This is a genomic window from Rhodococcus sp. DMU1 (assembly GCF_012272955.1).
Classification (GTDB): Bacteria; Actinomycetota; Actinomycetes; order Mycobacteriales; family Mycobacteriaceae; genus Rhodococcus; species Rhodococcus aetherivorans.
The window spans coordinates 421681-444772 of record NZ_CP050952.1 but is presented as its reverse complement, the minus strand read 5'-3'; the positions used below and the strand labels follow the sequence as shown (position 1 = coordinate 444772).

General features: G+C 70.9%; 19 protein-coding genes. 12 read left to right on the top strand and 7 right to left on the bottom strand.

Translation table 11 applies throughout. From position 1 onward, the window contains the following. Nucleotides 1-95 precede the first annotated feature (95 nt). The 5 genes from HFP48_RS01980 to HFP48_RS01960 all read left to right on the top strand — a co-directional run bounded on the left by HFP48_RS01980 (nt 96) and on the right by HFP48_RS01960 (nt 4998). Nucleotides 96-998, top strand: a complete 903-nt coding sequence (locus tag HFP48_RS01980; protein ID WP_006943063.1) for a LysR family transcriptional regulator — start codon at nt 96-98, stop codon at nt 996-998. A 53-nt stretch (nt 999-1051) separates the two neighbouring features. Further along, nucleotides 1052-1975, top strand: coding sequence for a tRNA glutamyl-Q(34) synthetase GluQRS (gene gluQRS, locus HFP48_RS01975; protein WP_168578940.1), 924 nt, complete (start codon nt 1052-1054; stop codon nt 1973-1975). A gap of 181 nt (nt 1976-2156) precedes the next feature. Beyond that, nucleotides 2157-3071, top strand: a complete 915-nt coding sequence (locus HFP48_RS01970; protein ID WP_029547082.1) for a membrane protein — start codon at nt 2157-2159, stop codon at nt 3069-3071. Between the two features lie 49 nt (nt 3072-3120). Then, nucleotides 3121-4155 carry a hypothetical protein gene (locus HFP48_RS01965; RefSeq protein ID WP_168578939.1) on the top strand — a complete coding sequence of 345 codons (1035 nt, stop codon included), beginning with the start codon at nt 3121-3123 and terminating at the stop codon, nt 4153-4155. Nucleotides 4156-4272: 117 nt separating this feature from the next. Continuing rightward, on the top strand, nt 4273-4998 hold the full coding sequence (locus HFP48_RS01960; protein ID WP_168578938.1) for a queuosine precursor transporter: 726 nt from the start codon (nt 4273-4275) through the stop codon (nt 4996-4998). A gap of 67 nt (nt 4999-5065) precedes the next feature. Here HFP48_RS01960 and tgt read toward each other — a convergent pair whose 3' ends face one another. The 4 genes from tgt to HFP48_RS01940 form a co-directional block, all read right to left on the bottom strand. After that, a complete protein-coding gene (gene tgt, locus HFP48_RS01955) occupies nt 5066-6331 on the bottom strand; it encodes a tRNA guanosine(34) transglycosylase Tgt (protein WP_006946397.1) in 1266 nt (421 codons plus the stop codon). A gap of 25 nt (nt 6332-6356) precedes the next feature. Continuing rightward, nucleotides 6357-7487 (bottom strand): MFS transporter, encoded by a 1131-nt coding sequence (locus tag HFP48_RS01950; RefSeq protein WP_168580502.1) that lies wholly within the window; start codon nt 7485-7487, stop codon nt 6357-6359. A 397-nt stretch (nt 7488-7884) separates the two neighbouring features. Further along, a complete protein-coding gene (locus tag HFP48_RS01945; RefSeq protein ID WP_168578937.1) occupies nt 7885-8382 on the bottom strand; it encodes a cysteine dioxygenase family protein in 498 nt (165 codons plus the stop codon). Between the two features lie 179 nt (nt 8383-8561). Beyond that, nucleotides 8562-9464, bottom strand: a complete 903-nt coding sequence (locus tag HFP48_RS01940) for an amidohydrolase family protein (protein ID WP_081705084.1) — start codon at nt 9462-9464, stop codon at nt 8562-8564. Nucleotides 9465-9645: 181 nt separating this feature from the next. On the opposite strand from HFP48_RS01940, the gene HFP48_RS01935 reads away from it, so the two are divergent. Then, complete coding sequence (locus HFP48_RS01935) at nt 9646-10170, top strand: DUF6448 family protein (protein ID WP_006946403.1); 525 nt, start codon at nt 9646-9648, stop codon at nt 10168-10170. A 215-nt stretch (nt 10171-10385) separates the two neighbouring features. Here the strand turns inward: HFP48_RS01935 and HFP48_RS01930 are convergent, their stop codons facing one another. Further along, the gene (locus HFP48_RS01930; RefSeq protein ID WP_168578936.1) at nt 10386-13109 is read right to left on the bottom strand and encodes a cation-translocating P-type ATPase; all 2724 of its coding nucleotides are present in this window, start codon (nt 13107-13109) and stop codon (nt 10386-10388) included. A gap of 158 nt (nt 13110-13267) precedes the next feature. On the opposite strand from HFP48_RS01930, the gene HFP48_RS01925 reads away from it, so the two are divergent. After that, the gene (locus HFP48_RS01925; RefSeq protein ID WP_006946406.1) at nt 13268-13684 is read left to right on the top strand and encodes a pyridoxamine 5'-phosphate oxidase family protein; all 417 of its coding nucleotides are present in this window, start codon (nt 13268-13270) and stop codon (nt 13682-13684) included. 13 nt (nt 13685-13697) lie between these two features. On the opposite strand, the gene HFP48_RS01920 is transcribed toward HFP48_RS01925, so the two are convergent. After that, on the bottom strand, nt 13698-14297 hold the full coding sequence (locus HFP48_RS01920) for a LysE/ArgO family amino acid transporter (protein ID WP_029547076.1): 600 nt from the start codon (nt 14295-14297) through the stop codon (nt 13698-13700). A 72-nt stretch (nt 14298-14369) separates the two neighbouring features. Between HFP48_RS01920 and HFP48_RS01915 the strand changes: the two genes are divergently transcribed. Then, nucleotides 14370-15251, top strand: a complete 882-nt coding sequence (locus HFP48_RS01915) for a LysR family transcriptional regulator ArgP (protein WP_050034400.1) — start codon at nt 14370-14372, stop codon at nt 15249-15251. 163 nt (nt 15252-15414) lie between these two features. Here HFP48_RS01915 and HFP48_RS01910 read toward each other — a convergent pair whose 3' ends face one another. Continuing rightward, a complete protein-coding gene (locus HFP48_RS01910) occupies nt 15415-16602 on the bottom strand; it encodes a helix-turn-helix domain-containing protein (RefSeq protein ID WP_051359284.1) in 1188 nt (395 codons plus the stop codon). Nucleotides 16603-16787: 185 nt separating this feature from the next. Here HFP48_RS01910 and HFP48_RS01905 point away from each other — a divergent pair, with 185 nt between their 5' ends. The 4 genes from HFP48_RS01905 to HFP48_RS01890 all read left to right on the top strand — a co-directional run bounded on the left by HFP48_RS01905 (nt 16788) and on the right by HFP48_RS01890 (nt 23022). Further along, entirely contained in the window at nt 16788-18305 is a 1518-nt protein-coding gene (locus HFP48_RS01905) for an NAD(P)/FAD-dependent oxidoreductase (protein WP_168578935.1), read from the top strand. Between the two features lie 16 nt (nt 18306-18321). Beyond that, nucleotides 18322-19239: an alpha/beta fold hydrolase gene (locus HFP48_RS01900; RefSeq protein WP_168578934.1), complete on the top strand. Its 918-nt coding sequence runs from the start codon at nt 18322-18324 to the stop codon at nt 19237-19239. 241 nt (nt 19240-19480) lie between these two features. Continuing rightward, nucleotides 19481-20713: an MFS transporter gene (locus HFP48_RS01895; RefSeq protein WP_065923167.1), complete on the top strand. Its 1233-nt coding sequence runs from the start codon at nt 19481-19483 to the stop codon at nt 20711-20713. Next, nucleotides 20710-23022 (top strand): glycoside hydrolase family 3 C-terminal domain-containing protein, encoded by a 2313-nt coding sequence (locus HFP48_RS01890; protein ID WP_168578933.1) that lies wholly within the window; start codon nt 20710-20712, stop codon nt 23020-23022. Before HFP48_RS01895 ends, HFP48_RS01890 begins: the two co-directional genes overlap by 4 nt. Nucleotides 23023-23092 lie beyond the last annotated feature (70 nt).

The following is a 23092-nucleotide window of genomic DNA, read 5'->3' as shown; positions in this document are numbered from 1 at the left end:
CGGGCAACACTTCTGAACGCATGTGCCGAGTATTGATGCACAGATCTGCATGCACAATGACGCGATCCGCAGAGTGGATCTGCAAGAATGCACACATGAGCGCGCCGTCGGCCGATGACCTGCTGGTTCTGCTGGCCGTCGGCCGCACGGGCCGCTTCACGACCGCCGCCGACGACCTCGGCGTCAACCACACGACCATCGCCCGTCGTATCGCGGCGCTGGAGAAGAGCCTCGGCGGGCGCGTGCTGGCCCGCGCGTCGGGCGGATGGGAGCTCACCGAGCTCGGCCGCTCGGCCCTCGCCGCGGCCGAGCGGATCGAGGCTGCCGTCGCCGGGCTGGCCGGACCCGACGGGGACCGCGGGCTCGAGGGCGTCGTCCGGGTCTCGGCGACCGACGGCTTCAGCGCCTACATCGCGGCCCCGGCCGGTGCGCTGGTGCGGCGACGGCACCCGGGCGTGGCGGTGGAGATCGTCGCGGCCACGCGTCGCGCGTCGCAGCAGCGGTCCGGCCTCGACCTCGAGGTGGTGGTGGGACGCCCCCAGGTGCACCGCGCCGAGGCGCACCGGCTGGCCGACTACACCCTCGGCCTGTACGCGGCGCGGGACTACGTCGCCGAACACGGTGCCCCGACGACGGTGCGTGAGCTGAGCCGTCACCCCCTGGTGTACTTCATCGACTCGATGCTGCAGGTCGACGACCTGGACCTGGCCCGTCGCATCGCCCCGGACATGCACGAGTCGGTGAGCTCGACCAACGTGTTCGTCCACGTCGAGGCGACCCGCGCCGCGGCCGGGCTCGGGCTGCTGCCGTGCTTCATGGCCGACCGGCACGCCGACCTGGTGCGGATCCTCCCCGGGGAGGTGGAGGCGCGGCTGAACTACTGGATGGTGGCGCGGTCGGAGACGCTGCGCCGGCCGGAGGTCGCCGCCGTCGTCGCGGCGATCCGCGAGACCGTGCACGCCCAGCGCTCCGTCCTGCTCGGCCGGCCCGTCGCGTGACCCACCGGCGTGCAGGTGACCGAATGTGACATCACGCTCGATAGTCTGACCAAATGTCACATTCGGCCGGGGACGCGCGGGTTGGGGCCGGCCGGTTCGCCCCGAGCCCGTCGGGCGACCTGCACCTCGGGAACCTGCGCACGGCGGTCCTCGCGTGGCTGTTCGCCCGGAGCACCGGGCGGCGGTTCCTGATCCGCGTCGAGGATCTGGACCGGGTCCGGCCCGGCGCGCAGGAACGTCAGCTCGCCGACCTCGCCGCGCTGGGCCTGGACTGGGACGACGAGGTGGTCCACCAGTCGCGGCGGCTGCCCCTCTACGACGCCGCGATCGCCCGCCTCACCCGCGCGGGCCTGACCTACGAGTGCTTCTGCACGAGACGCGAGATCCAGCATGCGGCGTCCGCGCCGCACGCCCCGCAGGGCGCCTATCCGGGAACGTGCCGGAACCTCACCGAGGCCGAACGGGAGGCGAAACGGGCGTCGGGGCGGCCCGCCGCGCTGCGCCTGCGGTCCGGCGCCGCCACCTTCACCGTGGCGGACGTGGTGCACGGCAGCTTCACCGGTGTCGTCGACGACCTCGTGCTGCGCCGCGGCGACGGCATCCCCGCCTACAACCTGGCCGTCGTCGTCGACGACGCGGCGCAGGGCATCGACCAGGTGGTACGCGGCGACGACCTGCTCACCTCGGCACCGCGGCAGGCCTATCTCGCGGCGCTGCTCGGGCTTCCGGTACCCACCTATGCGCACGTGCCGCTGGCGCTGAACGTGCACGGCAAACGCCTCGCCAAGCGCGACGGTGCCGTCACGCTCACCGACCAGGCGGCGCTGGGCCACACCGCGGCCGACGTGCTGAGCCGGATCGCGGTCTCGCTCGACCTGGCGGACAAGGACGAGCCCGTCACGCCGGAGCTGCTGCTCGAACGATGGGATCCGGCCCGGCTCCCGCGGGAGCCGTGGGTGTACGACGGCAGCTGGTGACCGGTATCGGTGCAGCGCGACAGCCCTGCGGGGTCCGCGCGGCCGGCACCGCCGCGTAGTCCGGTTCGCGCCGGTCGTCCGGCTCGCGGAAGTTCCGGTGATCGTGCAATTCGGGCGCGTCGGACGTAGTGTGCGCAGTCGACAACGCGATTGGCTCCACCCTCCCACCGAGAAGGATCCGATGACGACCGGCGGTTACGACCCCAGCAAAGAGCCCAACAACCAGGGCGGCGAACCCAACCCCCCGCAGGGCGGCTACCCGCCGCCTCCCGGCAACTACCCGCCCCCCGGCAACTATCCCCCGCCCGGGAACTATCCGCCCCCGCCCGGCAACTACCCGCCTCAGGGTGGCTACCCGCCCCCGCCGGGCAACTACCCGCCTCAGGGCGGCTACCCGCCCCCGCCCGGCAGCTACCCGCCCCCGCCCGGCAACTACCCCTCGGGCGGTAGCCAGTACGGCGGATTCGGCGCCCCCACGCAGCTCAACGTGGGTGACGCGATCGGCTACGGCTGGAAGAAGTTCAGCCAGAACGCGGGCGTCTGGATCGCGTTCGTCGTCGCGGCGGCGCTGATCCAGTTCGTGATCAACGTGATCTTCGGCGGCTTCGACACGAACGAACTGACGGCGCTCAGCATCATCGGCGCGATCGTCAGCGTGTTCGTCAGCATCCTGATCCAGGCCGCCTACGTGCGCGGCGCGCTGCACGAAACCGACGGCAATCGTCCGTCGTTCGGCTCGTTCTTCCAGTTCGAGAACATCGGCGCCGTGGTGGTCGCGAGCCTGCTCGTCTCGCTCATGACCGTGGTCGGTTTCATCCTGCTGATCATCCCCGGCTTCATCGTCATCTTCCTGACCTGGTGGACGCTGCAGTTCGTCATCGACCAGAACCAGCAGCCGGTGGACGCGATCAAGTCCAGCTTCCGGGCCATCTCGTCCAACGTGGGACCGCTGCTGCTGCTGGCGCTGGCTCTGGTCGGCATCAACATCCTCGGCGCCATCCCGTGCGGCCTGGGTCTGCTCGTCACGATTCCGCTGACGATCATCGCCTCCACCTACGCCTACCGGGTGACCACCGGCCGCGGCGTCGCGCCCTGACGGACCCGGGCGTTCCACGACGCGGCACGTTACGAACAAGAGGAACAAGATGACCACCGGGGGCTACGAGTCCAATCCCGATCCGCAGGATCCGAACAAGTACCCGGGCGCGCAGCCGTACGGCCCACCGCCCGGGTACGGTCCGCCCCAGGGTTACCCGCCGCAGGGACCGAACTACGGCGGGCCCCCGCCCGGCTATGCCCCGTCGCAGGGCCCGCCGCCGCAGTACGGCGCTCCCCAGTACGGCGCTCCCCAGTACGGCGCTCCGCAGTACGGTGGCGCCCAGTACGGTGGCGCACCGCAACAGCCCGGCCCGCAGTACGGGCCGCCGCAGTACGGGAATCCGGCCGGGTACGGACCGCCGCCCGGATACGGCGCCCCCGGCGGCTACCCGCCTCCACCCGGCTTCGGCCCTCCCCGCGCGCAGATCAACATCGGCGACGCGCTGAACTACGGGTGGCGCAAGTTCAGTGAGAACGTCGGCGGCTGGCTGAGCCTGGCCGGTGTGATCGTCGTGGCCGCCCTCGTGTTCGGTGCCCTGATGTTCGGCGTCGTGATGGCCTCGACCACGACGGACCGCTACGGCTACAGCACGGGCATGTCGGGCGTCGGGATCGTCGTGATGATCGTGCTGATCGTCGCGTTCGTCATCGGCATGCTCGTCGTCCAGGCCGCCGCGGTGCGCGGGGCCCTGTACGAGCTGGACGGGCACAAGCCGGCGCTGAAGGACTTCTTCCGCGTCGGCAGCCTCGGTCCGATCCTGCTCGTCTCCCTGCTCATCGCGGTCGGCACGCTGCTCGGCTCGCTCGTCATCGTCGGCGGCATCATCGTCGCCTTCCTGACCGTGTGGGCGCTGCATTTCGTCATCGACCAGCGGCAGGACGCGGTCACGGCGATCAAGTCGAGCGCGTCCGCCGCCGCGGCCAACGTGGGGCAGCTGATCCTGCTGTGGCTGGTGCTGTCCGCGATCAACTTCGTCGGCGCGCTGCTGTGCTACGTCGGCCTGCTGGTCACGGTGCCCGTCACCACCATCGCCTACGCATACGCGTACCGGGTCGTCACGGGCGGACGGGTAGCCCCCTGACGGCACGTCGCGGAGCCCCCTGACGGCACGTCGCGGGCCCCGATCCAACCGGGTCGGGGCCCACGTCCTTTTCGTCCGTTCTTCGCCTTCCTCCGGTCCGAGTGCTTGGATGGCCGGGTGACAGAGCACGTGCAGACCCAGCAATCCGACCACGCGCACTTCGCCCGCCTGGTCCGCAGCTACTACCCCGGGCTGGTGGCCCTGTTCACGGCGGTGCTCATCATCTCCAACGTCGCTGCCAGCAAGGGCGTGGCCTTCTTCGGCGACGCCGAGTGGGCGCTCGGCCCGCTGCAGGTCCTGCCGATCATCACCGACGGCGCGTTCTTCCTGTTCCCGCTCGCCTACATCGTCGGTGACGTCCTGAGCGAGGTGTACGGCTTCGCCGCGACCCGTCGCGCGGTCTACTACGGCTTCGGTGCGGTGGCGCTGGCCGCGTTGTGCTTCTGGATCGCCCAGCAGCTGCCGCCCGCCGACTTCTACGAGAACCAGGCCGCATTCGAGGCGGTCCTCGGGGTGGTGCCGCGGCTGCTGCTGGCCGGCCTCGCCGGCTACCTCGTCGGGCAGCTGCTCAACTCCTACGTGCTGGTGCGCATCAAGGAGGTCACCAAGGAGAAGCACCTGTGGGCGCGGCTGATCGGCTCCACCGTCGTCGGCGAGTTCGCCGACACGCTCATCTTCTGTGCGATCGCCGCCGGCGTCATCGGCATCACCACGTGGGCGGACTTCGTGAACTACGTGGTGGTCGGGTTCCTGTGGAAGACGCTGGTCGAGGTCGCCGTCATGCCGGTCACCTACGCGGTCATCGCGCACGTGAAGCGGCGCGAGCCGACCTACGCCGAGTGAGCGCCGCGACCGGTCCAGTCGTCCGCGGCAGCCGTCGTGGACGACGGTGGAGTTCGCCGACGCTCACTCACCGCCGCGCGTAGAACCGGCCCAGGGTCTCGGCCTTGTGTTCCTCGAGGTACCCGCCGTCGATGGCGGCGCGGATCTCGTCGACGAGGCGCACCGTGAACCGCTCGTTGTGGATGGTGCACAACGTGGACGCCAGCATCTCCTTCGCCTTGAACAGGTGGTGGATGTACGCGCGCGTGTAGTGCCGGCAGGTGTAGCAGTCGCAGTCCTCGTCGATCGGGGTGAAGTCGCGGCGGAACCGGCTGGTGTTGATGTTGAAACGCCCGTCCGGGTGGTAGATCGCCGCGTTGCGCGCCACCCGCGACGGGTTCACGCAGTCGAACGTGTCGACGCCGTGCTCGATCGCGACGAACATGTCGTCGGGCTCGCTGATGCCGAGCAGGTGCCGGGGCTTGTGCTCGGGCAGTTCCTCGGTGCACCAGCGGACGATGGTGCCGAGGTTCTGCTTCTCGAGCGCCCCGCCGATGCCGTAGCCGTCGAAGCCGCGGCCCGACTCGCCGACGATCGATTCGAGCCCGCGACATGCCTGCCGGCGCAGGTCCTCGTACTGCGCGCCCTGCACCACCCCGAACAGCGCCTGGTACGGACGGTGGGCGCGCTGCGCCGTGAGCTTCTCGTGTTCGGCGATGCACCGCACCGCCCACGCCTGAGTCCGTTCGACGGACTGTTCCTGGTAGCCGCGGGTGTTCATCAGGGTGGTCAGCTCGTCGAACGCGAACATGATGTCGGCGCCGAGCTGATGCTGGATGCGCATCGACACCTCCGGGGTGAACCGGTGCCGGGAGCCGTCGAGGTGGGACTTGAAGGTGACCCCGTCGTCGTCGACGTGCGCGAGCCGCTCCTTGCCTTCGGCGATGACGTCGTCGGACCGCACGCCCACGGCATCCATCGCCAGGACCTTCTTGAAGCCAACCCCGAGGGACATCACCTGGAATCCGCCGCTGTCGGTGAAGGTGGGCCCGTCCCAGTTCATGAACTTACCGAGCCCGCCCGCCTCGTCGACGATGTCCGACCCGGGCTGCAGGTACAGGTGGTACGCGTTGGCGAGCAGGGCCTGCACCCCGAGTTCCTTCATCGCCTCGGGCAGGACCGCCTTGACCGTCGCCTTGGTGCCCACGCCGACGAACGCCGGGGTGTGGATGTCGCCGTGCGGGGTGTGGATCGTGCCGGTGCGTCCGAGTCCGTTGGCGAGCCGGGTGCCGACGGTGAAGAACGGGTCGGGCGGGGTGGGCACGGCGGAAGCGGTGGCACTGGGGTCGGTCACGTCGGTATCCAATCACGATGTCCGATCAGTGCGCCGACGGCAGCCGCACGGCGAGCGCGAAGACGGCGACACCTGCCAGCGCGAGCACCGTGCCGACGGCGGCCGGCGCGGTGTAGCCGAAGCCGGCGGCGATCACCGCGCCCCCGATCCAGGCGCCGAACGCGTTGGCGAGGTTGAACGCCGCGTGGTTGAGGGACGCGGCCAGGGTCTGCGCGTCCTCGGCGACGTCCATGAGCCGGATCTGCAGTCCCGGGCCGACCGCGGCGCACCCGGCTCCCAGCAGGAACACCATCGCCAGGGCCGTGTACGGGTTGTGCGCCGCCGCGACGAACACGGCCAGCAGCACCGCCAGCGTCGTCATGGTCGTGAAGATGCCCGGTACCAGGGCCCGATCGGCGACGCGGCCGCCGACCACGTTGCCGACGACCATGCCGATGCCGAAGAGCATCAGGGCGACCGGAACCAGCCCCTTCGAGACGCCGGCGACGTCGGTCAGGGTGGTGCTGATGTAGGTGTACACGGCGAACACGCCGCCGAAGCCGATCATCGCGACCGCGAGCGTCATCCACACCTGCTTGCGCCGCAGGGCACCGAGTTCGGTGCTCACGCTGGTGGTGCGGATCGCCAGGGCGGGCACCCAGGCGGCGATCGCGGCGACGGTGACCGTGCCGATCACCGCCACCAGCGCGAACGCGGAGCGCCAGCCCAGCGCCATGCCGAGCCACGACGCGACGGGCACCCCCACCACGTTCGCGACGGACAGGCCCATCATCACCAGCGCCACCGCCCGGGCGCGCTGCCCGCGACCGGCCAGATGCGCGGCCACCAGCGCGGCGACCCCGAAGTAGGCGCCGTGCGGCAGACCGGCGACGAACCGGGACGCGACGAGCAGTCCGTAGTTCGGCGCGAGCACCGTCGCCGCGTTGCCGACGGTGAACGCGATCATCAGGGCGATCAGCAACGTCTTGCGCGGGAGCCGGGCCGTCAGCGCCGCGATCAGCGGCGCACCGACCACGACCCCGGCGGCGTACGCCGACACCACGTGCCCGGCGGTGGGCTCGGAGACTCCGAGACCGGTCGCGATGTCGGGCAGCAGGCCCATCGCCACGAACTCGGTGGTGCCGATGCCGAACCCGCCGAGGGCGAGCGCCCACATCGCCCGGGCGCGCCCCGGCCGGGAGTCTGCTGCCGGCGCGGCCGCGGGGGCGTCCGCCGGTACTGCGGAGTCGGGTGGGCATGCGGATGCCGTCGTCGTCATGAGCGGGAACCTTCGAATAGTGCGGGATGCGCTGGATCTTGTCAGCGTGCGAACCAGCCGAGTCTCCATTGTCTTGCACACGCCGACCCGACCTCGAATCGAGCGGACGTGAGTTCGGCCACCCCTGGCACGAGTCGCGCCTTGCGAAGGATCGGTCCACGACCCGCCGCGCCCGAGACGGCGTGAGCAGATCGCGCGCCGCGGGCCGGCTACCGCACCTGCAGCGATGTTATCCAATATCGTTCTGCGACAAAGGTTTCGAATACCGCTACGACCGGCGCAGCCGCGGCGGAGTTCACCAGTCCGCGCCGGCCCGTTCGGATGCGCGCAGCCGGAGCACCCCGTCGTCGATCCGGTACCGATTCATCGTCGTCAGGGCGGGTGCGTACACGTGGATGCTGACGGCCGGAGAATTCGTGTCGTTCGTCACCTCGTGGACGTGGTCGGCGTCGAAGCCGCGGGCCATACCCGCACGAATCCTCTTGCGTGACAACGCTACTTCGACTCCATCGAGACCCCCGACCGCCGGGGTGCAGACGGTGGTCTCCGTCAGCACACCCTGCGCCACCGCGAAGGCGCCCGCGCTGTCGCCGTGATCGTGGATTTCGGTTCGCTGCCCGGGCAGCCACGAAAGCAGCCACACTTCGTGGTTGTCGGCAACGGCCAGTCGCGTATACCAGCGCTGCTGCTCGTCGAATCGAACGATCGGCATCCAGCGGCCTGGATCGTTCGCGATCCGCAGGGCGAGGAAGGTGAGGTCGGCGCGCGTCGGCAGGGCATACGTGGAGAGCATCGAAGAGTCCTGGAATGAGGAGGCACGGGCGTGCCCGGGCCGGGCTGGGCGGAGACGGATTCAGCGACGACAGCCGGGACACGACTCGGCGGCACGGGCCGACGCCGTGCACAGTCCGCGCTGCCGCGCGCTCACCGAGAATGTCACGACGACCATGCCACCCCGGCCGGGTCCGCGTGTCAAGGGTTCTGCGCAGGCACTTTCGCGAAGAAGCGGGCCGGATTGTCCGTCCGCAGGCGCATGCCGGCGGAACCGCCGAGCACCAGCGGCCGCGCGTAGGGACGATCGGAGCCGAGCAGCACCCGGTCCTCGCCCAGGCATGCGGTCACCGCCGCGACGACCTCCCGCCCGTACGACGACGTCTCCACGTAGACCCCCGGCCCGGGAACATCGCCGGGCCCGCCGCGCACCGCCATCCGATCGGCGTGCAGCGGAGCCAGGCCGGCGAGCATCGCGAACAACACCCGCACCGCCGGGAACCGACGCGCCCCGAACTCGTGCCAGGCGAACCAGGCGGTGTGCATCTGGGTCACGTACGACACCATCGCCGGCCACCATGCCGGAGCGCCGGGCGCCGACGCCGGGCCGGGATGCACGAACAGCGGCTTGCGCGCCCGCTCGAGTTCCGACAGCAGCGGCGCACACCGGTCGAAGCCCGCCGGGTCGGCCAGGGCGGTCGCCGGCAACTGCAGGCCCACGCACCCGGCCGCGAGGACGTCGCGCAGCGTCTCCGGATCGGGCTCGGTGACGCCGGCGGCGGCCCACACGCCGAACCTGTCGGGCAGGCCCAGCGCCCCCTCGTGATAGGCGTCGAGCAGCGGCCGGGCCTCCTCGGCGGGCAGTTCCTCGATCCCGAGGGGGCTCGACAGCGACACCAGCGCCAGATCGATTCCGTCCCGGACCGCCAGGGCCGTCCGCGCGGGGATCGAATGGTCTGCGGGGTCCACCCGGTACGGCGGTTCCCCGGGCAGGTGCAGCGTCCAGCCGTCGAGCCGGGGCGCGGCGCTGCGCGCCCGGAGGGCGTCGACGAAGGACGCCGGCCACACATGTTGATGCACGTCGACGCGGGGACGTCGCCTCATGCGTCCACGGTCGCCGCCGCGGCCCGCCGTGTCAACCGTCCTCGCATCCAGGCGACGAACCGGGCCGTCGAGCGACGCGGCCCCGGCGCGACCGATCCGCCCTGCGCTCGCTCGACGCCGGACGCACCCCGGCACTAGCCTGGGACCGAGCGTGTCCGCCGACCGCCGGAAGGAGCACCCCGTGCCTCCCCACTGCGATTCCATGGACGGTCCCGTCGTCAAGGCCGCCGAGGCGGCGCTGGGCGACGACAACGTCGAGCTGATCCTGCCGTTCGTGCCCGCCGACGCCGAGGACGAGGTGCGCACGGCGTTCGAGCGGGCGACGGCGGCGCGGGCGGAGGGCCCGATCGCCCACGAGGTGGCCGATCTCTACTTCTTCGACACGGTGGTCCGGCTGCACCGCGCGGGCGAGGGCGCCCCGTTCACCGGTGTGAAGCCGGCCGGCGGCGACGTCGGGCCCGTGATCCCGCTCGCCGAGGACGCGATCGAAACGGGCTCGGTCGAGAAGCTCCACGCGTTCCTGTCCGCCGAGCTGCACCGGCAGCTGCAGTCCCGGCTGGATCGGATCGTCGCTCTGACCGACGCCGTGACGACCGCCGAACGGCGGGAGTACACCGAGGCGATGCTCGGCCTGCAGGTGTACAGCCACCACCTCTACAAGAGCATGCACAGGGACCCGCACGAGGGCGGGCACTCGCACGGCTGATCCGGGGCACCGACGGTCACATCGGCATCATGTGATGCAGTCACATCGGCATCATGTGATGCAGTCACATCGGCATCATGTGATGCATCGGCATACCCGGCATCAGCATGTGGTGCATCTGCATCATCAACATGTGCAGCATGTGCATCAAGCCCATGTCCATCGTTCCCACCTCCGCGTCCTGCGGTGTTCGTCGGAGGGCGACACCACCTCCACTATGCGCCCGCCCGAGCAGGCGTGTCACCACGCCGACGCCGCACGCTCCGTCCGGTGGCCTTGACGAGTTCGTCCACCCACAGCACCGAGGATCCGACGCCGACGGCGAGCGCCCACTGCTGCGAGGTGAGCGCGGTGGTGTCGAAGAAGCCCTGCAGGAAAGTCGTCTGCACCACGCACACCTGCAGGACGACCACCACGACGAGCGCGATCCAGATGCTGTGGTTGGCGAGGGTCTGCAACGAGAACACCGAGCCGAGTTCGGAGCGGACGTTGAGCAGATTGAACACCTGGAAGAAGACGAACGTGGTGAACGCGAGGGTGGTGGCGAACAGCGGGTCGCCGGCGCTCTCGGGGAACCACTGCGGCGCGTAGTGCAGCACTGCGACGGTTCCGGCGGTCATGACGATGCCCAGGCCGAGGATGCGGCGGAGCCGATCGCGGCTGAGCAGGCGCTCGTGGGCCGGCCGCGGCGGCCGGGACATGGTGCCCGGCTCGGTGGGGTCGACGCCGAGGGCGAGGGCCGGCGGGCCGTCCATGATGATGTTGACCCACAGGATCTGCAGCGCCGTGAACGGCGCACCGCCGGCGAGCCCGAGGGCCCCGGCGACGAGGAAGATCAGCACGAACCCCCACGCCGTGGTCAGCTGGAACTTCACGAACTTGACGATGTTGGCGTAGATGCCGCGGCCTTCCTCGACCGCGGCGACGATGGTCGCGAAGTTGTCGTCGGTGAGGATCATGTCGGCCGCGCTCTTGGACACGTCGGTGCCGGTGATGCCCATGGCGACACCGATGTCGGCCTGTTCGAGGGCGGGCGCGTCGTTGACGCCGTCGCCGGTCATGGCGACCACCTCGCCGTTCGCCTGCAGCGCCTTGACGACCCGGATCTTGTGCTCCGGCGCGACGCGGGCCAGCACACCGAAACCTGCTGCCCGGGAACGTAGCTCGTCGTCGTCCAGGGCGTCGAGGTCGGCGCCGGTGGCCGCGGCGCCGCCGATGCCCAGTTCCGCGGCGATCGCCGACGCGGTCACGAGGTGGTCGCCGGTGATCATGTGCACCTCGATGCCGGCGGCGTGGGCCACCTCGATGGCCCGCTTGGCCTCCGCCCGCGGCGGATCGACGATGCCGACCACGGCGTAGAGGGTCAGGTCGGACACCACGCGCTGCAGCGCCTCCCCGTCGCCCCGCGGCACCGCGTGCAGGTCCCGGCCGGCGATCATCAGGGTGCGCAGCCCCTCGGCGGCGAGCGACTGCACCGCCGAGCGGAGGCGCTCGCGGCGGCGGTCGTCGAGCGGGACGGGGCCGTCCCCGTCGAGCATCGCCGTGGCGCGGTCGAGCAGCGCACCGGGCGCGCCCTTGGCGAAGCACCGGTAGCCGCCGTCGGGCAGGGCGTGGAAGGTCGCCATGTACTTGTAGGCGGAGTCGAACGGCACCTCCGCCAGCCGCGGCACCGCGAGACGCGCCCCCTCGACGTCGATGCCGCCCTTCTCGGCGAGCACCACCAGCGCGCCCTCGGTGGGATCGCCGACGAGCACCCCGTCGCGGACGACGGCATCGTTGCACAGGGCCATCCCGAGCAGCGGCACGGTCAGGTCCGGGGCCGGCAGCCCGTCGCCGACGAGGATCTTGCCGGTCGTTTCGTATCCGGTGCCGGTGACGCGGAAGCTGCGGCCACGGGCCAGCAGCCGCTGCACCGTCATCTGGTTGAGGGTGAGGGTGCCGGTCTTGTCGGTGGCGATGTGGGTGGTGCTGCCGAGGGTCTCGACGGCGGCGAGCCGTTTGACGATGGCGCCGCGCGCGGCGAGCCGCGACGCGCCCATCGCGAGGGTGAAGGCGACGACCGCGGTCAGCCCCTCGGGAATGGTGGCGACGGCGAGCGAGACGGCGGTGATCAGCAGGTCGGACCACGACTGCCCGCGCAGCAGACCCAGGACGAACACGACGGCGACGACGGTGAGCGCAACGATGGTGAGGGTCTTGGCGAGCTGGTCGATGCGGCGCTGCAGCGGGGTCTTCTCCACCCCGGCGGCACCGAGCAGGGTGGCGATCGCGCCGATCTCGGTCTGCATCCCGGTGGCCGTGACCACCATCGTGCCCCGCCCGCGGGTGACGTCGGTGTTCATGAACAGCATGTCGGCACGGTCGCCCAGCGGGGCCTGCTCGTCGACGACGGGTTCGACGGTCTTGTCGACGGGCTGGGACTCGCCGGTGAGCGCGGACTCGGCGACCTGCAGCCGCGCCGCCCCGACGACCCGGCCGTCGGCGGGCACGGAGTCGCCGGCCTCGAGCAGCACGACATCGCCGGGCACGAGTTCGGTGCGCGGCAGGTGCTGTTCACGGCCGTCGCGGCGGACGCGGGCGGTGTCGACCGCCATCTGTCGCAGCGCCTGCAGGCTGTTCTCGGCCCGGCGCTCCTGCACGTAGTTCAGGACGGTGTTGAGGGTGATGACGGCGAGGATGACGACGGGGGTCTCCCATTCGCGCGAGACCACGGCGCTGACCACGGCGGCGACGACGAGGACGAGGGTCATCCGGTCGGCGAGCAGGGCGAGCACCTTGCGCCAGCCGGGGACGGCTGCCGTTTCGGCGAGGGCGTTGGGCCCGTGCTCACGCCGGCGCTCCTCGACGACGTCGGAGGGCAGCCCGGCCGCGGGGTCGACGTCGAGTGCCGCCGCGACGTCGTCGGCGTCGCGGGTGTGCCACGTGGTGGCCAGCGTCATCTCGCACGCTCCTCGGTGGGGTGAGGTCGGGCGGCTCCCACGCTATCGATGTGACGGACACCGCGCGATTCGATGGACGATCCGCCTGTGCCGGGCGCGGATTCGTGATGTGCTGGAGGCGGTGATATCGAGGCGGACGCCGCCGGATCGGAGGAACCATGAGTGAGCCGAACGTCGACAACCCCGTCGTCGTCCTGAACGACGACGAGAGCTGGGAGCTGCTCGGCACCGAGCGGATCGGCCGGCTCGTGGTGGTCTCGGGCGGGCGGCCGGACGTCTTCCCGATCAACTACGCCGTACGGGACAGGAAGCTGTACTTCCGTACCGCCGAGGGCAGCAAGCTGGTCGAGCTGACGGTGCACGCGGAGGTCGCCTTCGAGGCCGACCACGTGGAGCAGGACCGGGCCTGGAGCGTGGTGCTGCACGGACGGGCCCGGAATCTCGTGCACTACAACGAGATCCAGGAGGCCGAGGAGCTGGGGCTGCAGGCCTGGGTGCCCACCCCGAAGTACAACTTCGTCGAGGTCACCGCGAGCGAGATCAGCGGCCGCCGGTTCGCCCTGGTCAAGGGCTGACGCGGGCCCGGCGTCAGCCCGCCACCATGCCGACGCCGAGCCCGACCATGAGCACGGCGATGCCGCCGTCGAGCACGCGCCACGACGCGGGTTTCGCGAATACTCCGCGCAGCAGGCGGGCCCCGTAGCCGAGCCCGAGGAACCACACGACGCTGGCCAGGACCGCGCCGGCGCCGAACCACCAGCGCCCCGGGTCACCGTGGTGGTTGGCGACGGAGCCGAGCATGAGCACGGTGTCGAGGTAGACGTGCGGGTTGAGCCAGGTCAACGCCAGGCAGGTGGCCAGGGCTGCGCCGACGGTGAGGGAGCCGCCCGCCGCGGCGGTCAGGGCCGACGGGCGCAGCGCCCGCCTCGCCGCGAGCACGCCGTAGCCCACGAGGAACGCCGCCCCCGCCCAGCGGATCACCCCGAGCGCGCCGGGCACCCGGTCGAGCACGGTGGCGATGCCGGCGATGCCGGCGGCGATGAGAACCGCGTCGGAGAGCGCGCACACCGCGATCACCGGCAGCACGTGGCGTCGCGCGATCGCCAGGCGCAGCACGAAGGCGTTCTGCGCGCCGATCGCGACGATGAGCGACAGTCCGGTGAGGAATCCGACGGCGACGAGGTGCACGACACCCACGCTAGGAACCGCCCTCGATGAAGAACAGTTGATTTTTCTTCAGTACCGTTAGAGTTGCTTCATATGGATCTGGACTTCGCGCAGCTGCGGACCTTCGCCGCGGTGCTGGACGAGGGCACCTTCGACGGCGCGGCCGCCGTCCTGCGCGTCACCCCCTCCGCGGTGAGCCAGCGGATCAAGGCCCTCGAGCAGCAGGCCGGCCGGGTCCTGGTGCGGCGCACCCGTCCGGTGTCCGCGACCGCCGCGGGCGAGGCGGTGATGCGGCTGGCACGGCAGGTGGCGCGGCTCGAGCAGGACACCGCCGAGGCGCTCGGGCTGACCGCCGGCCGGGACGAGTACGTGTCGGTTCCCCTCGTCGTCAACGCCGACTCGATGTCGACGTGGATGCTGCGCGCCCTGGCCCGCATGCCCGAGCGTCATCGCGCGCTGTTCGAACTGCACCGCGAGGACGAGTACCACGCTCCCGCGCGCCTGCGGGACGGCACCGCGATGGCCGCCGTGACGTCGGTGCCCGAGCCGGTGCAGGGGTGCGTCTCCGAAAAGCTCGGCGCCATGCGGTATCACGCGATGGCGAGCGTCGACTTCGCGGACCGCTGGTTTCCCGGCGGCGCGGGCGCCGAGTCGCTGCGGCAGGCCCCGATGCTGAGCTTCGACCGCAAGGACGACCTGCAGGACCGGTTCCTGCGGCGCCGCACCCGGCGCCGGCTCGACCCGCCCCGGCACTACGTGCCCGGCGCCGCCGAGTTCGTCGAGGCCGCACGGCTCGGCCTCGGCTGGGGCATGCTGCCGGAACCGATGCTCACCGACACCGAAGGACTCGTCTTCCTCGACTCGGACGATCCGCTCGACGTACCGCTGTACTGGCAGCGGTGGCGGCTCGAGTCGCCGGTGCTCGACGCGCTCACCGACGCCGTCCGGCGGACCGCCCGGGAGGTGCTGCGCTGACAGTGAGGATGGGCGAGTGATCCAACTGGCTGCCAGCACCCGATACGGGCGAGTGCGACGTGACGCTGCGCCCCTACCGGCCCGACGCGAGCACTGCGGACGGAGGCGGGAACCCGCCGGGCGTCAAGACCGGTCCCTGCCCACCGACCGCGGGCGTTGTCCCTCAGTCACGGGCCAGGACTCGTGGCCCGATGTGGTGAGCCAACTCCAGCGCGAGCTCGACGGGAAGCCTGCGCTCGCCGGGGCGGTGGCCGAGCAGTTCGGTTGCGCGGCCGACACGCTGCAGGATGGTGTTGCGGTGGGTGTGCAGGCGTGCGGCGGCGCGAGGGGCGTTCTCGGCTTCCTCGAGGAACACCCGCAATGTCTGGCGGAGACGAGCCGCGCTGGGTGTGTCCGCAGCGAGCGGGCCCAGTGTTGTGGCGACGAATTCGGCCGCCCGGTCCAGGTCGCGAGCGGCCAACGTGGCGACCTCGAGCTCGCGGTAGAGCGCGACGCGGTCGCCGTCGCGTTGCCCGCTGACCAGGCGCTGAATGGCCAGCGCGGCGTCGTGTGATCGGCGGAAGCCGGTGATGCCCGCTCGGGTGGGGCCGACGGCGACCCGAATGTTCGACTGCGCCTTGGTGATTTCTCCGCGCAGTGTGCCGAGCGCGGGTTCGGATTCGGTGCCCAACCACGCCCACAGCGTCGAGGTGCCCGCGGGCAGTGTGAGGGGCGTGCGGGCGCCGGCGGCCTGGGCCAGCAGCGTCGCGGCAGACTCCAGTGCCCCCTGCGTCCCGCCCGCCGGTTCGGCCCACAGGACGAGTGCGGTGTGGCGGCGAGCGAGCTGGTATCCGAGGCGTTCGCCGGCTCGGCGGGGGTCGATCGGGGCGCCGTCGAGGATCAGGTGCACGGTCTCGGCGCGGCGGGCCAGCGCGCCGCCGAGCACCTCCTCGCGTTCCCGCTGGGCGTCGGCGATGACACGGCTCACGACATGGTCGACGTAATCGAACATCAGCTGCGAGGTGACCTCCAACAACTCCACGAACTGTGGCCCCGGCGGGACGATCCGTCCGGCATGAGCCAGAAACCGCTGCCAGGCGACGTTCTGGCCCCGGCGGTAGGCCTGGTAGATCACCTCGAGGTCGATGCCGCGGCGCACGACGGTGCGGACGACGTCGAGGGCTTCGGGCGGCACGTCGATCGGCGCGCCTCCGACGTCACGCCGAGCGAGGGTGGTCAGCAGGCGCGCGGCATTGGCGCGGTTGCTCGCCGACATCTCCGCGACGATCGCCGCGTCCGCGCCCAGCATCGGGGCCACCGCCACCTCGGCGGCGTCCATCTCGGCGACGAGCTGATCGAGTTCACGCAGCATCAATTCGGCGACGTCACCGACGAGGGAAACAACTTCGGGTGCCACTGGCTCACGGAGCACGTACCAAGTGTGCCACAGCACACATATGGGTGCGAATAGTGTGCCGGCATACATGTCAACGGGTGCCATTGCGGTCCTACTGTGAACGCCGTCACGCCCCAGCGCACCGCTCGAGGAGACCGACCATGAGCATCCCGACGACCACCGAGCCGACCGGTCGCCATACGGCAAGCACGCATTTCGACGTCTTGATCGTCGGCGCCGGCATTTCCGGCATCGGCGCGGCGTATCACCTCCAGACACGCCGGCCCGGTACGACGTTCGCAGTCCTGGAGGGCCGGGATTCGATCGGCGGCACGTGGAGCCTGTTCCGCTACCCGGGCATTCGCTCGGACTCGGACATGCCGAGTTTCGGCTACGGGTTCAAGCCGTGGACGCATCGGAAGTCGATCGCAGACGGGCACATCATCATGGATTACCTGAGGCAGACCGTCACCGAGAACCGTCTCGACCAGCACATTCGTTTCGGCTACCGGGTTATCGGCGCAGAGTTCTCCTCGGCGGACGGATACTGGACCGTCACCGCGCAATCGTCCGGCAGCGCCGAGCACGTGCACTTCACCGCGCGATTCCTGTTCCTGGGCACCGGCTACTACGACTACGAGGAAGGCTTCACGCCCGACATCGAGGGTGTGGAGGAGTTCGCGGGCCGGCTGATCCACCCGCAGCACTGGCCCGAGGACCTCGACTACGCCGGCAAGCGCGTGGTGGTCATCGGCTCCGGCGCGACCGCCGTGACGCTGATCCCGTCGATGGCCGGCAAGGCCGGTCATGTCACGATGCTGCAGCGCTCGCCGAGCTACGTGTTCTCGATACCGGCCGAGGACGCGATCGCGAACACCCTGAACAAAGTGGTCGGTCCCACCCGCGCGCACCGGATCGTCCGGCGCAAGAACATCATCCTCAACCGCGGGATCTACAAGGCCTGCCAGCGCGCGCCCAAGCTCATGCGCAAGCTGTTGATCGCCGATGTGCGCCGGAAGCTGCCCAAGAGCTTCGACGTAGACACCCACTTCACCCCGCGTTACAACCCATGGGACCAGCGCCTGTGCATGGTCCCCGACGGGGATCTGTTCAAGGCGATATCCGCCGGGCAGGCCTCGGTGGTGACCGACCGGATCAAGCGGTTCACCGAGGAGGGGATTCTGCTGGAATCGGGTCAGGAGTTGGCCGCCGACATCGTCGTCACGGCGACCGGACTCAACATGACACCGTTCGGCAAGATCGCGCTGAGCGTGGACGGGCGGCGCGTGAACCTGCCCGACACCACGGTCTACAAGGCGATGATGTTGTCCGGTGTGCCGAATCTCGTGTTCGCGCTGGGCTACACGAACATCTCCTGGACCCTCAAGGTGGACTTGGTGTGCGAGCACTTCTGCCGACTGCTCGACTACATGGACAGCCACGGCTACGGCACCGTCGAACCAGTGCTCGACGATCCGCACATGGACCGTGTCCCCGTGGTCGAGATGAGCTCGGGATATGTCCAGCGGGCCGTTGCGAAGTTCCCGCGCGGCGGCACCAGCGGCCCGTGGACGGTACAGATGGCCTACGAGAAGGACGTCGAGCGGCTGCGTCGCGGGCCGGTCGAGGATCCGGCGCTCGAGTTCGCGCCCAGCCGCACGGCTGCCGTCGCGTCGTAGGAACGGAGCGACCGAGATGAAGAAGGACCTGACCTTCCCCAGCCACGGCGTCGCCTGCGCCGCCTGGCATGTTCCGGCTACCTCCGACGTGCTGGCCGGCACGGCCGGCCGGCCGTGTGTGGTGATGGCACACGGCTTCGGCGGCACCCGAGACACCGGCCTGATCGGCTATGCCGACGGGTTCGCCGACAACGGCATCGACGTATTGGTCTTCGACTACCGCGGCTTCGGCGACTCGGAAGGAACACCGCGCCAGGATGTTTCCTTCCGGCGTCAGCGCCAGGACTATCACGCGGCGATCGCCGCCGCCCGTCACCTGCCCGGCGTGGACGCCGATCGAATCGCGTTGTGGGGAACGTCGTACTCCGGTGGTCATGTCGTCGCAGTCGCCGCGCAGGACAGGCGCGTCGCGGCAATCGTATCGATGACCCCCGCGACCGACGGACTGGCAGCCGCGATGCAGATCGCCCGCTACGCCGGAGCCGGTCAACTGGTGCGCACCACCGGCCACGGGTTGCGCGACCTCGCTCGCCGGATTACCGGACGCCGGCCGCACCACATCCCGGTGGTGGCGCGGCCGGGAAAGGTGGCGATCATCAGCGCCTCCGGCGCCGAGGAGGCCTACACCTCGATCGCCGGACCGACGTGGCGCAACGAAATCTGCGCGCGCACAGCACTGGAGGTGGCCGTGAACCGGCCCATCACCGCTGCCGGCCGCCTTGGCTGCCCAATCCTTGTGCAGGTGGGCACACACGACCGTGTCGCACCGCCCGTCGCCGCGCGCAGGACCGCGAAGAGGGCAGGGGCCACTGCACTGTTGTGCGAGTACCCCGTCGATCACTTCGACGTCTACGACGGTCCTTGGCAACAACGGATGCTGCGTGACCAGCTCAGCTTCCTGATCCGCGCCCTCGATCCGGCGCGGCCCTGCTGATCGTCACCGTTCCACCGAGCTGCTCGCGCTCGACGCCCATGACATTCCGATGGTGCGCGACTCGCTCGGCGGAGAGTCGAGATCTACCACGTCCCTGTGCAGTGCACACGTTCACACGTTCACACGTTCGAGCATCGGGCCCCGACCGCAGCCGCTCGACATCCCTCGGAGCATCCACCGGTGCGTCCCGAGCGGCCGGTCGGTTAGCGTGACGGGTCCGGCCCCGGCGAGAGGACGAACGATGACCACAGCAGCACCTGCACCGGCACGACAGCTGAGCCGGGCCCTGGCCGGCGTGCTGGCCGTCCTCGTCACCACCGGGTGGGCGGCGAACCACTTCGCCGCGATGATCCCCGTCCTGCGCGAGCACGAAGGCCTCTCGCGCGCGCTGCTCGACGGGGTGTTCGGCATCTATGCGCTCGGGCTGCTGCCCGGTCTCGTCGGCGGCGGCGCACTCTCGGACCGGACCGGCCGTGCGGCGGTCGTCCTCCCCGGTGCGACGATCGCCCTCGTCGGCACCGTGCTGCTGCTCGTCCGGCACGACGCCGCCGGACTCGTCGCGGGCCGCCTCGTCGTGGGCATCGGCGCGGGCCTGGCCATCGGTGCGGGCACGGCCTGGGCCACCGACCTGCGCGGGAAGGTCGGCACGGTGCTCGCCGGCGTCGCGCTCAGCTCCGGATTCGCCCTGGGGCCTTTCGTGTCCGGTCTGCTCGCCGAGTTCGGCCCCCGGCCGCTGTCCCTGCCGTTCGTGCTCTCGGCCGCGTTGTCGGCCGCGGCCGTCACCGCCGCGACGGTGTGGAGCCGGCCGGCCCACTACGCGGCGGCGGACCTGCAGCCGGTCGTGCCGGGACACGGCCGGTCGGTGGCCGGTGCGCTGTCCTGGTCGCTGCCGCTGGCACCCTGGGTGTTCGCCTGCGTCACAGTCGCTTTCGTGACGTTTCCGGCCCGGGTCGCGAGCGCGTACGCGGGACCGGCGCTGACCGGGGCCGCAGCGCTGCTCGCCCTGGGCTCCGGGATCGTCGTGCAGGCCGTGGCCCGTCGGCGGGAGTGGGGCCCGCAGGCCGGGACGGCCGGCGCCGTCCTCGCCGGACTCGGGTTCCTCCTCGTCGGCGCCGGCGGGGCGCACCCGCCGCTGTGGCTGCTGCCCGTCGCGGCACCCGTGCTCGGGGTGGCCTACGGGCTGTGCCTGCGCGAGGGCCTGCTCGACCTGGAGTCACTCGCGCCGAAGACCTCGCGCGGGACGCTGACCGGCGTCTTCTACGTCGGCACCTACCTGGGCTTCGCGCTGCCGCTGCTGCTCGTGCTGTTCGAGCCCACTACCGGCGCGAGCCTGCCGCTGTTCGTGCTCGCCGTCCCGGCGTTCGCGGTCGCGCTGGTACGGGCCCGCCGGCTGGCCGTCGCCGAGCACCCCCGCGCCGTCGACGCGCCGCGCAGCCCCGGCGAATCGTCGCGGACGGAAGGACACCGGCGATGACCACGCGCCCCGACCTGACCCTCGAACAGCAGGCCGCCCTGCTGTCCGGCCACGACTTCTGGAGCACCGAGGCCATCGAGGAGGCCGGGATTCCGAGTGTCGTCCTGACCGACGGCCCGCACGGCGTGCGCTATCAGTCCGGCGACAGCGACCACCTCGGCCTGCACGCCAGCCTGCCCGCGACGTGCTTCCCGCTCGCCGTCGCCGTCGGCTCGAGCTGGGACCGGAGCGTCGCCGAGGAGGTGGGCCGCGCCGTGGGACGGGAGGCGCGCGCCCTCGGCGTGCACGTGGTCCTCGGGCCGGGCGTCAACATCAAGCGCTCACCGCTGTGCGGACGCAACTTCGAGTACTACTCGGAGGACCCGCTGCTCTCCGGCGTCCTCGGTGCGGCGCACGTGCGGGGTCTCCAGTCCGTGGGGGTCGGGGCGTGCGTCAAGCACTTCGCCGCCAACAACCAGGAGACGGACCGGATGCGGGTCAGCGCGGACGTCGACGACCGGACCCTGCGCGAGATCTACCTGCCCGCCTTCGAACGAGTCGTCGCCGAGGCCCGGCCCGCGGCGGTCATGTGCTCCTACAACAAGGTCAACGGCGTATCTGCGGCCGAGAACCGATGGCTGCTCACCGAGGTGCTCCGCGAGCAGTGGGGATTCGCCGGGGTCGTCGTCTCCGACTGGGGCGCCGTCGCCGACCGGGTGGCCGGGGTCACGGCCGGGCTCGACCTCGAGATGCCGGGCAGCGGCGGCGGCACCGACCGGCAGGTGATTGACGCCGTGCGCGACGGCCGCCTCGACCCGCGTCTCGTCGAGGCGAGCGCCCACCGGGTCCTGGCCCTGTCGGACCTCGTGCGGCCCGCCGCCGGCGACCTCGACCTCGACAGCCAGCACGCGCTTGCGCGCCGGCTCGCCGCCGACTGCGCGGTGTTGCTGAAGAACGACGACGGCGTCCTCCCGCTGCGCCGCGGGCAGCACGTCGCGGTGCTGGGATCGTTCGCCACCACCCCTCGGTTCCAGGGCGGCGGAAGCTCGCACATCGCGCCGACCCGGGTCGATCCGGCGCTCGACGCCGTCCGCGCGCTCGCCGCGGACCACGGCCTGACGGTGTCCGCGGCCGACGGCTTCCCGCTCGGAGCGGACGGCGATGCCCGGGCCCTGCTCGACGAGGCGGTGCGCGTGGCGGCCGTCGCCGACGTGGCCGTCGTGTTCGCCGGCCTCACCGAACGTGAGGAATCCGAGGGCTTCGACCGCGACACGCTCGACCTGCCGCCGGTGCAGGTCGCCCTCGTGCGGGCCGTCGCGCAGGCGGCACCGCGCACGGTCGTCGTCCTCGCCCACGGCGGCGTGGTCTCGCTCGAGGGCTGGCACGACGAGGTCGATGCGATCCTCGACGGCTGGCTGCTCGGGCAGGCCGGCGGGTCGGCGATCGCGGATCTGCTGCTCGGTGTCGCCAACCCGTCCGGACACCTCGCCGAGACCGTCCCGCTGCGACTCGAGGACACCCCCTCGTACCTCAACTTCCCCGGCGAGCAGGGGCACGTCCGCTACGGCGAGGGCGTCATGGTGGGCTACCGCGGCTACGAAACCCTGCGCCGCGCCGTCCGCTACCCGTTCGGACACGGCCTGAGCTACACGACGTTCGTCACCGAGTCCCTCGACGTCGCGCTGGGGGGCGACGGCACCGTCGCGGTGCGCGTGCGCGTGCGCAACGCCGGCGACAGTGCCGGCAAGCACGTGGTGCAGGTGTACGTCGCCACCGACGCCGGTCCGGTGCGACGCCCGGTGCGCGAACTGCGGGCGTTCGAGAAGATCGAGCTGGCGCCCGGCGAGGCCCGCGACGTCGAGTTGACCTTGGAAAGAAGGGCTTTCGCGTACTGGGACGTCGAACTCGACGACTGGGTCGTGGCGCCCGGTGAATACGCGATCCAGGTGTGCGCCGACGCCGCCACGGTGCTCGAGGCGCGCACCGTCACACTCGCGGGCGATGTGGTCTCGCGCCCCCTCTCGATGAAATCGACGGTGGGTGAATGGTTCTCGCATCCGACGGTGGGACCGGCGTTCCTCGAGGTCCTCACCGGGGCGACGGGTTCCGCTCCCACCCCGGATCCGCAGGAACACGCCGGGCTGCTGCGCATGGTCGAATCGATGCGCATGGCCCAGTTCCTGGCGTTCCTGCCGATCCCGGTCCCTCAGGAGAAACTCGACGAGCTCCTCGCGCTCGGTGGCACGGTCGCGAACTCGGCCACCGACGCGGCCGCGGGCAACCGGGACCACCCGGCTCCGACGCCGCCCGGGCAGCCGGGCGGACCGTGAGACGTCACCGCCCGCCGATCGTCGTTCGTCGTTTTCTCTCCGAATTCCGAGGGTGCGCGCCGATTCCTCG

Bases quoted from the DNA above. Each gene is read 5' to 3' on its own strand.
- HFP48_RS01905 (WP_168578935.1), top strand. From the start codon at position 16,788: ATGAGCATCCCGACGACCACCGAGCCGACCGGTCGCCATACGGCAAGC.
- HFP48_RS01980 (WP_006943063.1), top strand. From the start codon at position 96: ATGAGCGCGCCGTCGGCCGATGACCTGCTGGTTCTGCTGGCCGTCGGC.
- HFP48_RS01900 (WP_168578934.1), top strand. From the start codon at position 18,322: ATGAAGAAGGACCTGACCTTCCCCAGCCACGGCGTCGCCTGCGCCGCC.
- HFP48_RS01945 (WP_168578937.1), bottom strand. From the start codon at position 8,382: ATGCTCTCCACGTATGCCCTGCCGACGCGCGCCGACCTCACCTTCCTC.
- HFP48_RS01930 (WP_168578936.1), bottom strand. From the start codon at position 13,109: ATGACGCTGGCCACCACGTGGCACACCCGCGACGCCGACGACGTCGCG.
- HFP48_RS01925 (WP_006946406.1), top strand. From the start codon at position 13,268: ATGAGTGAGCCGAACGTCGACAACCCCGTCGTCGTCCTGAACGACGAC.
- HFP48_RS01910 (WP_051359284.1), bottom strand. From the start codon at position 16,602: ATGCTGCGTGAACTCGATCAGCTCGTCGCCGAGATGGACGCCGCCGAG.
- HFP48_RS01965 (WP_168578939.1), top strand. From the start codon at position 3,121: ATGACCACCGGGGGCTACGAGTCCAATCCCGATCCGCAGGATCCGAAC.
- HFP48_RS01950 (WP_168580502.1), bottom strand. From the start codon at position 7,487: ATGTGGGCGCTCGCCCTCGGCGGGTTCGGCATCGGCACCACCGAGTTC.
- HFP48_RS01970 (WP_029547082.1), top strand. From the start codon at position 2,157: ATGACGACCGGCGGTTACGACCCCAGCAAAGAGCCCAACAACCAGGGC.
- HFP48_RS01895 (WP_065923167.1), top strand. From the start codon at position 19,481: ATGACCACAGCAGCACCTGCACCGGCACGACAGCTGAGCCGGGCCCTG.
- HFP48_RS01915 (WP_050034400.1), top strand. From the start codon at position 14,370: ATGGATCTGGACTTCGCGCAGCTGCGGACCTTCGCCGCGGTGCTGGAC.
- HFP48_RS01890 (WP_168578933.1), top strand. From the start codon at position 20,710: ATGACCACGCGCCCCGACCTGACCCTCGAACAGCAGGCCGCCCTGCTG.
- gluQRS (WP_168578940.1), top strand. From the start codon at position 1,052: ATGTCACATTCGGCCGGGGACGCGCGGGTTGGGGCCGGCCGGTTCGCC.
- HFP48_RS01940 (WP_081705084.1), bottom strand. From the start codon at position 9,464: ATGAGGCGACGTCCCCGCGTCGACGTGCATCAACATGTGTGGCCGGCG.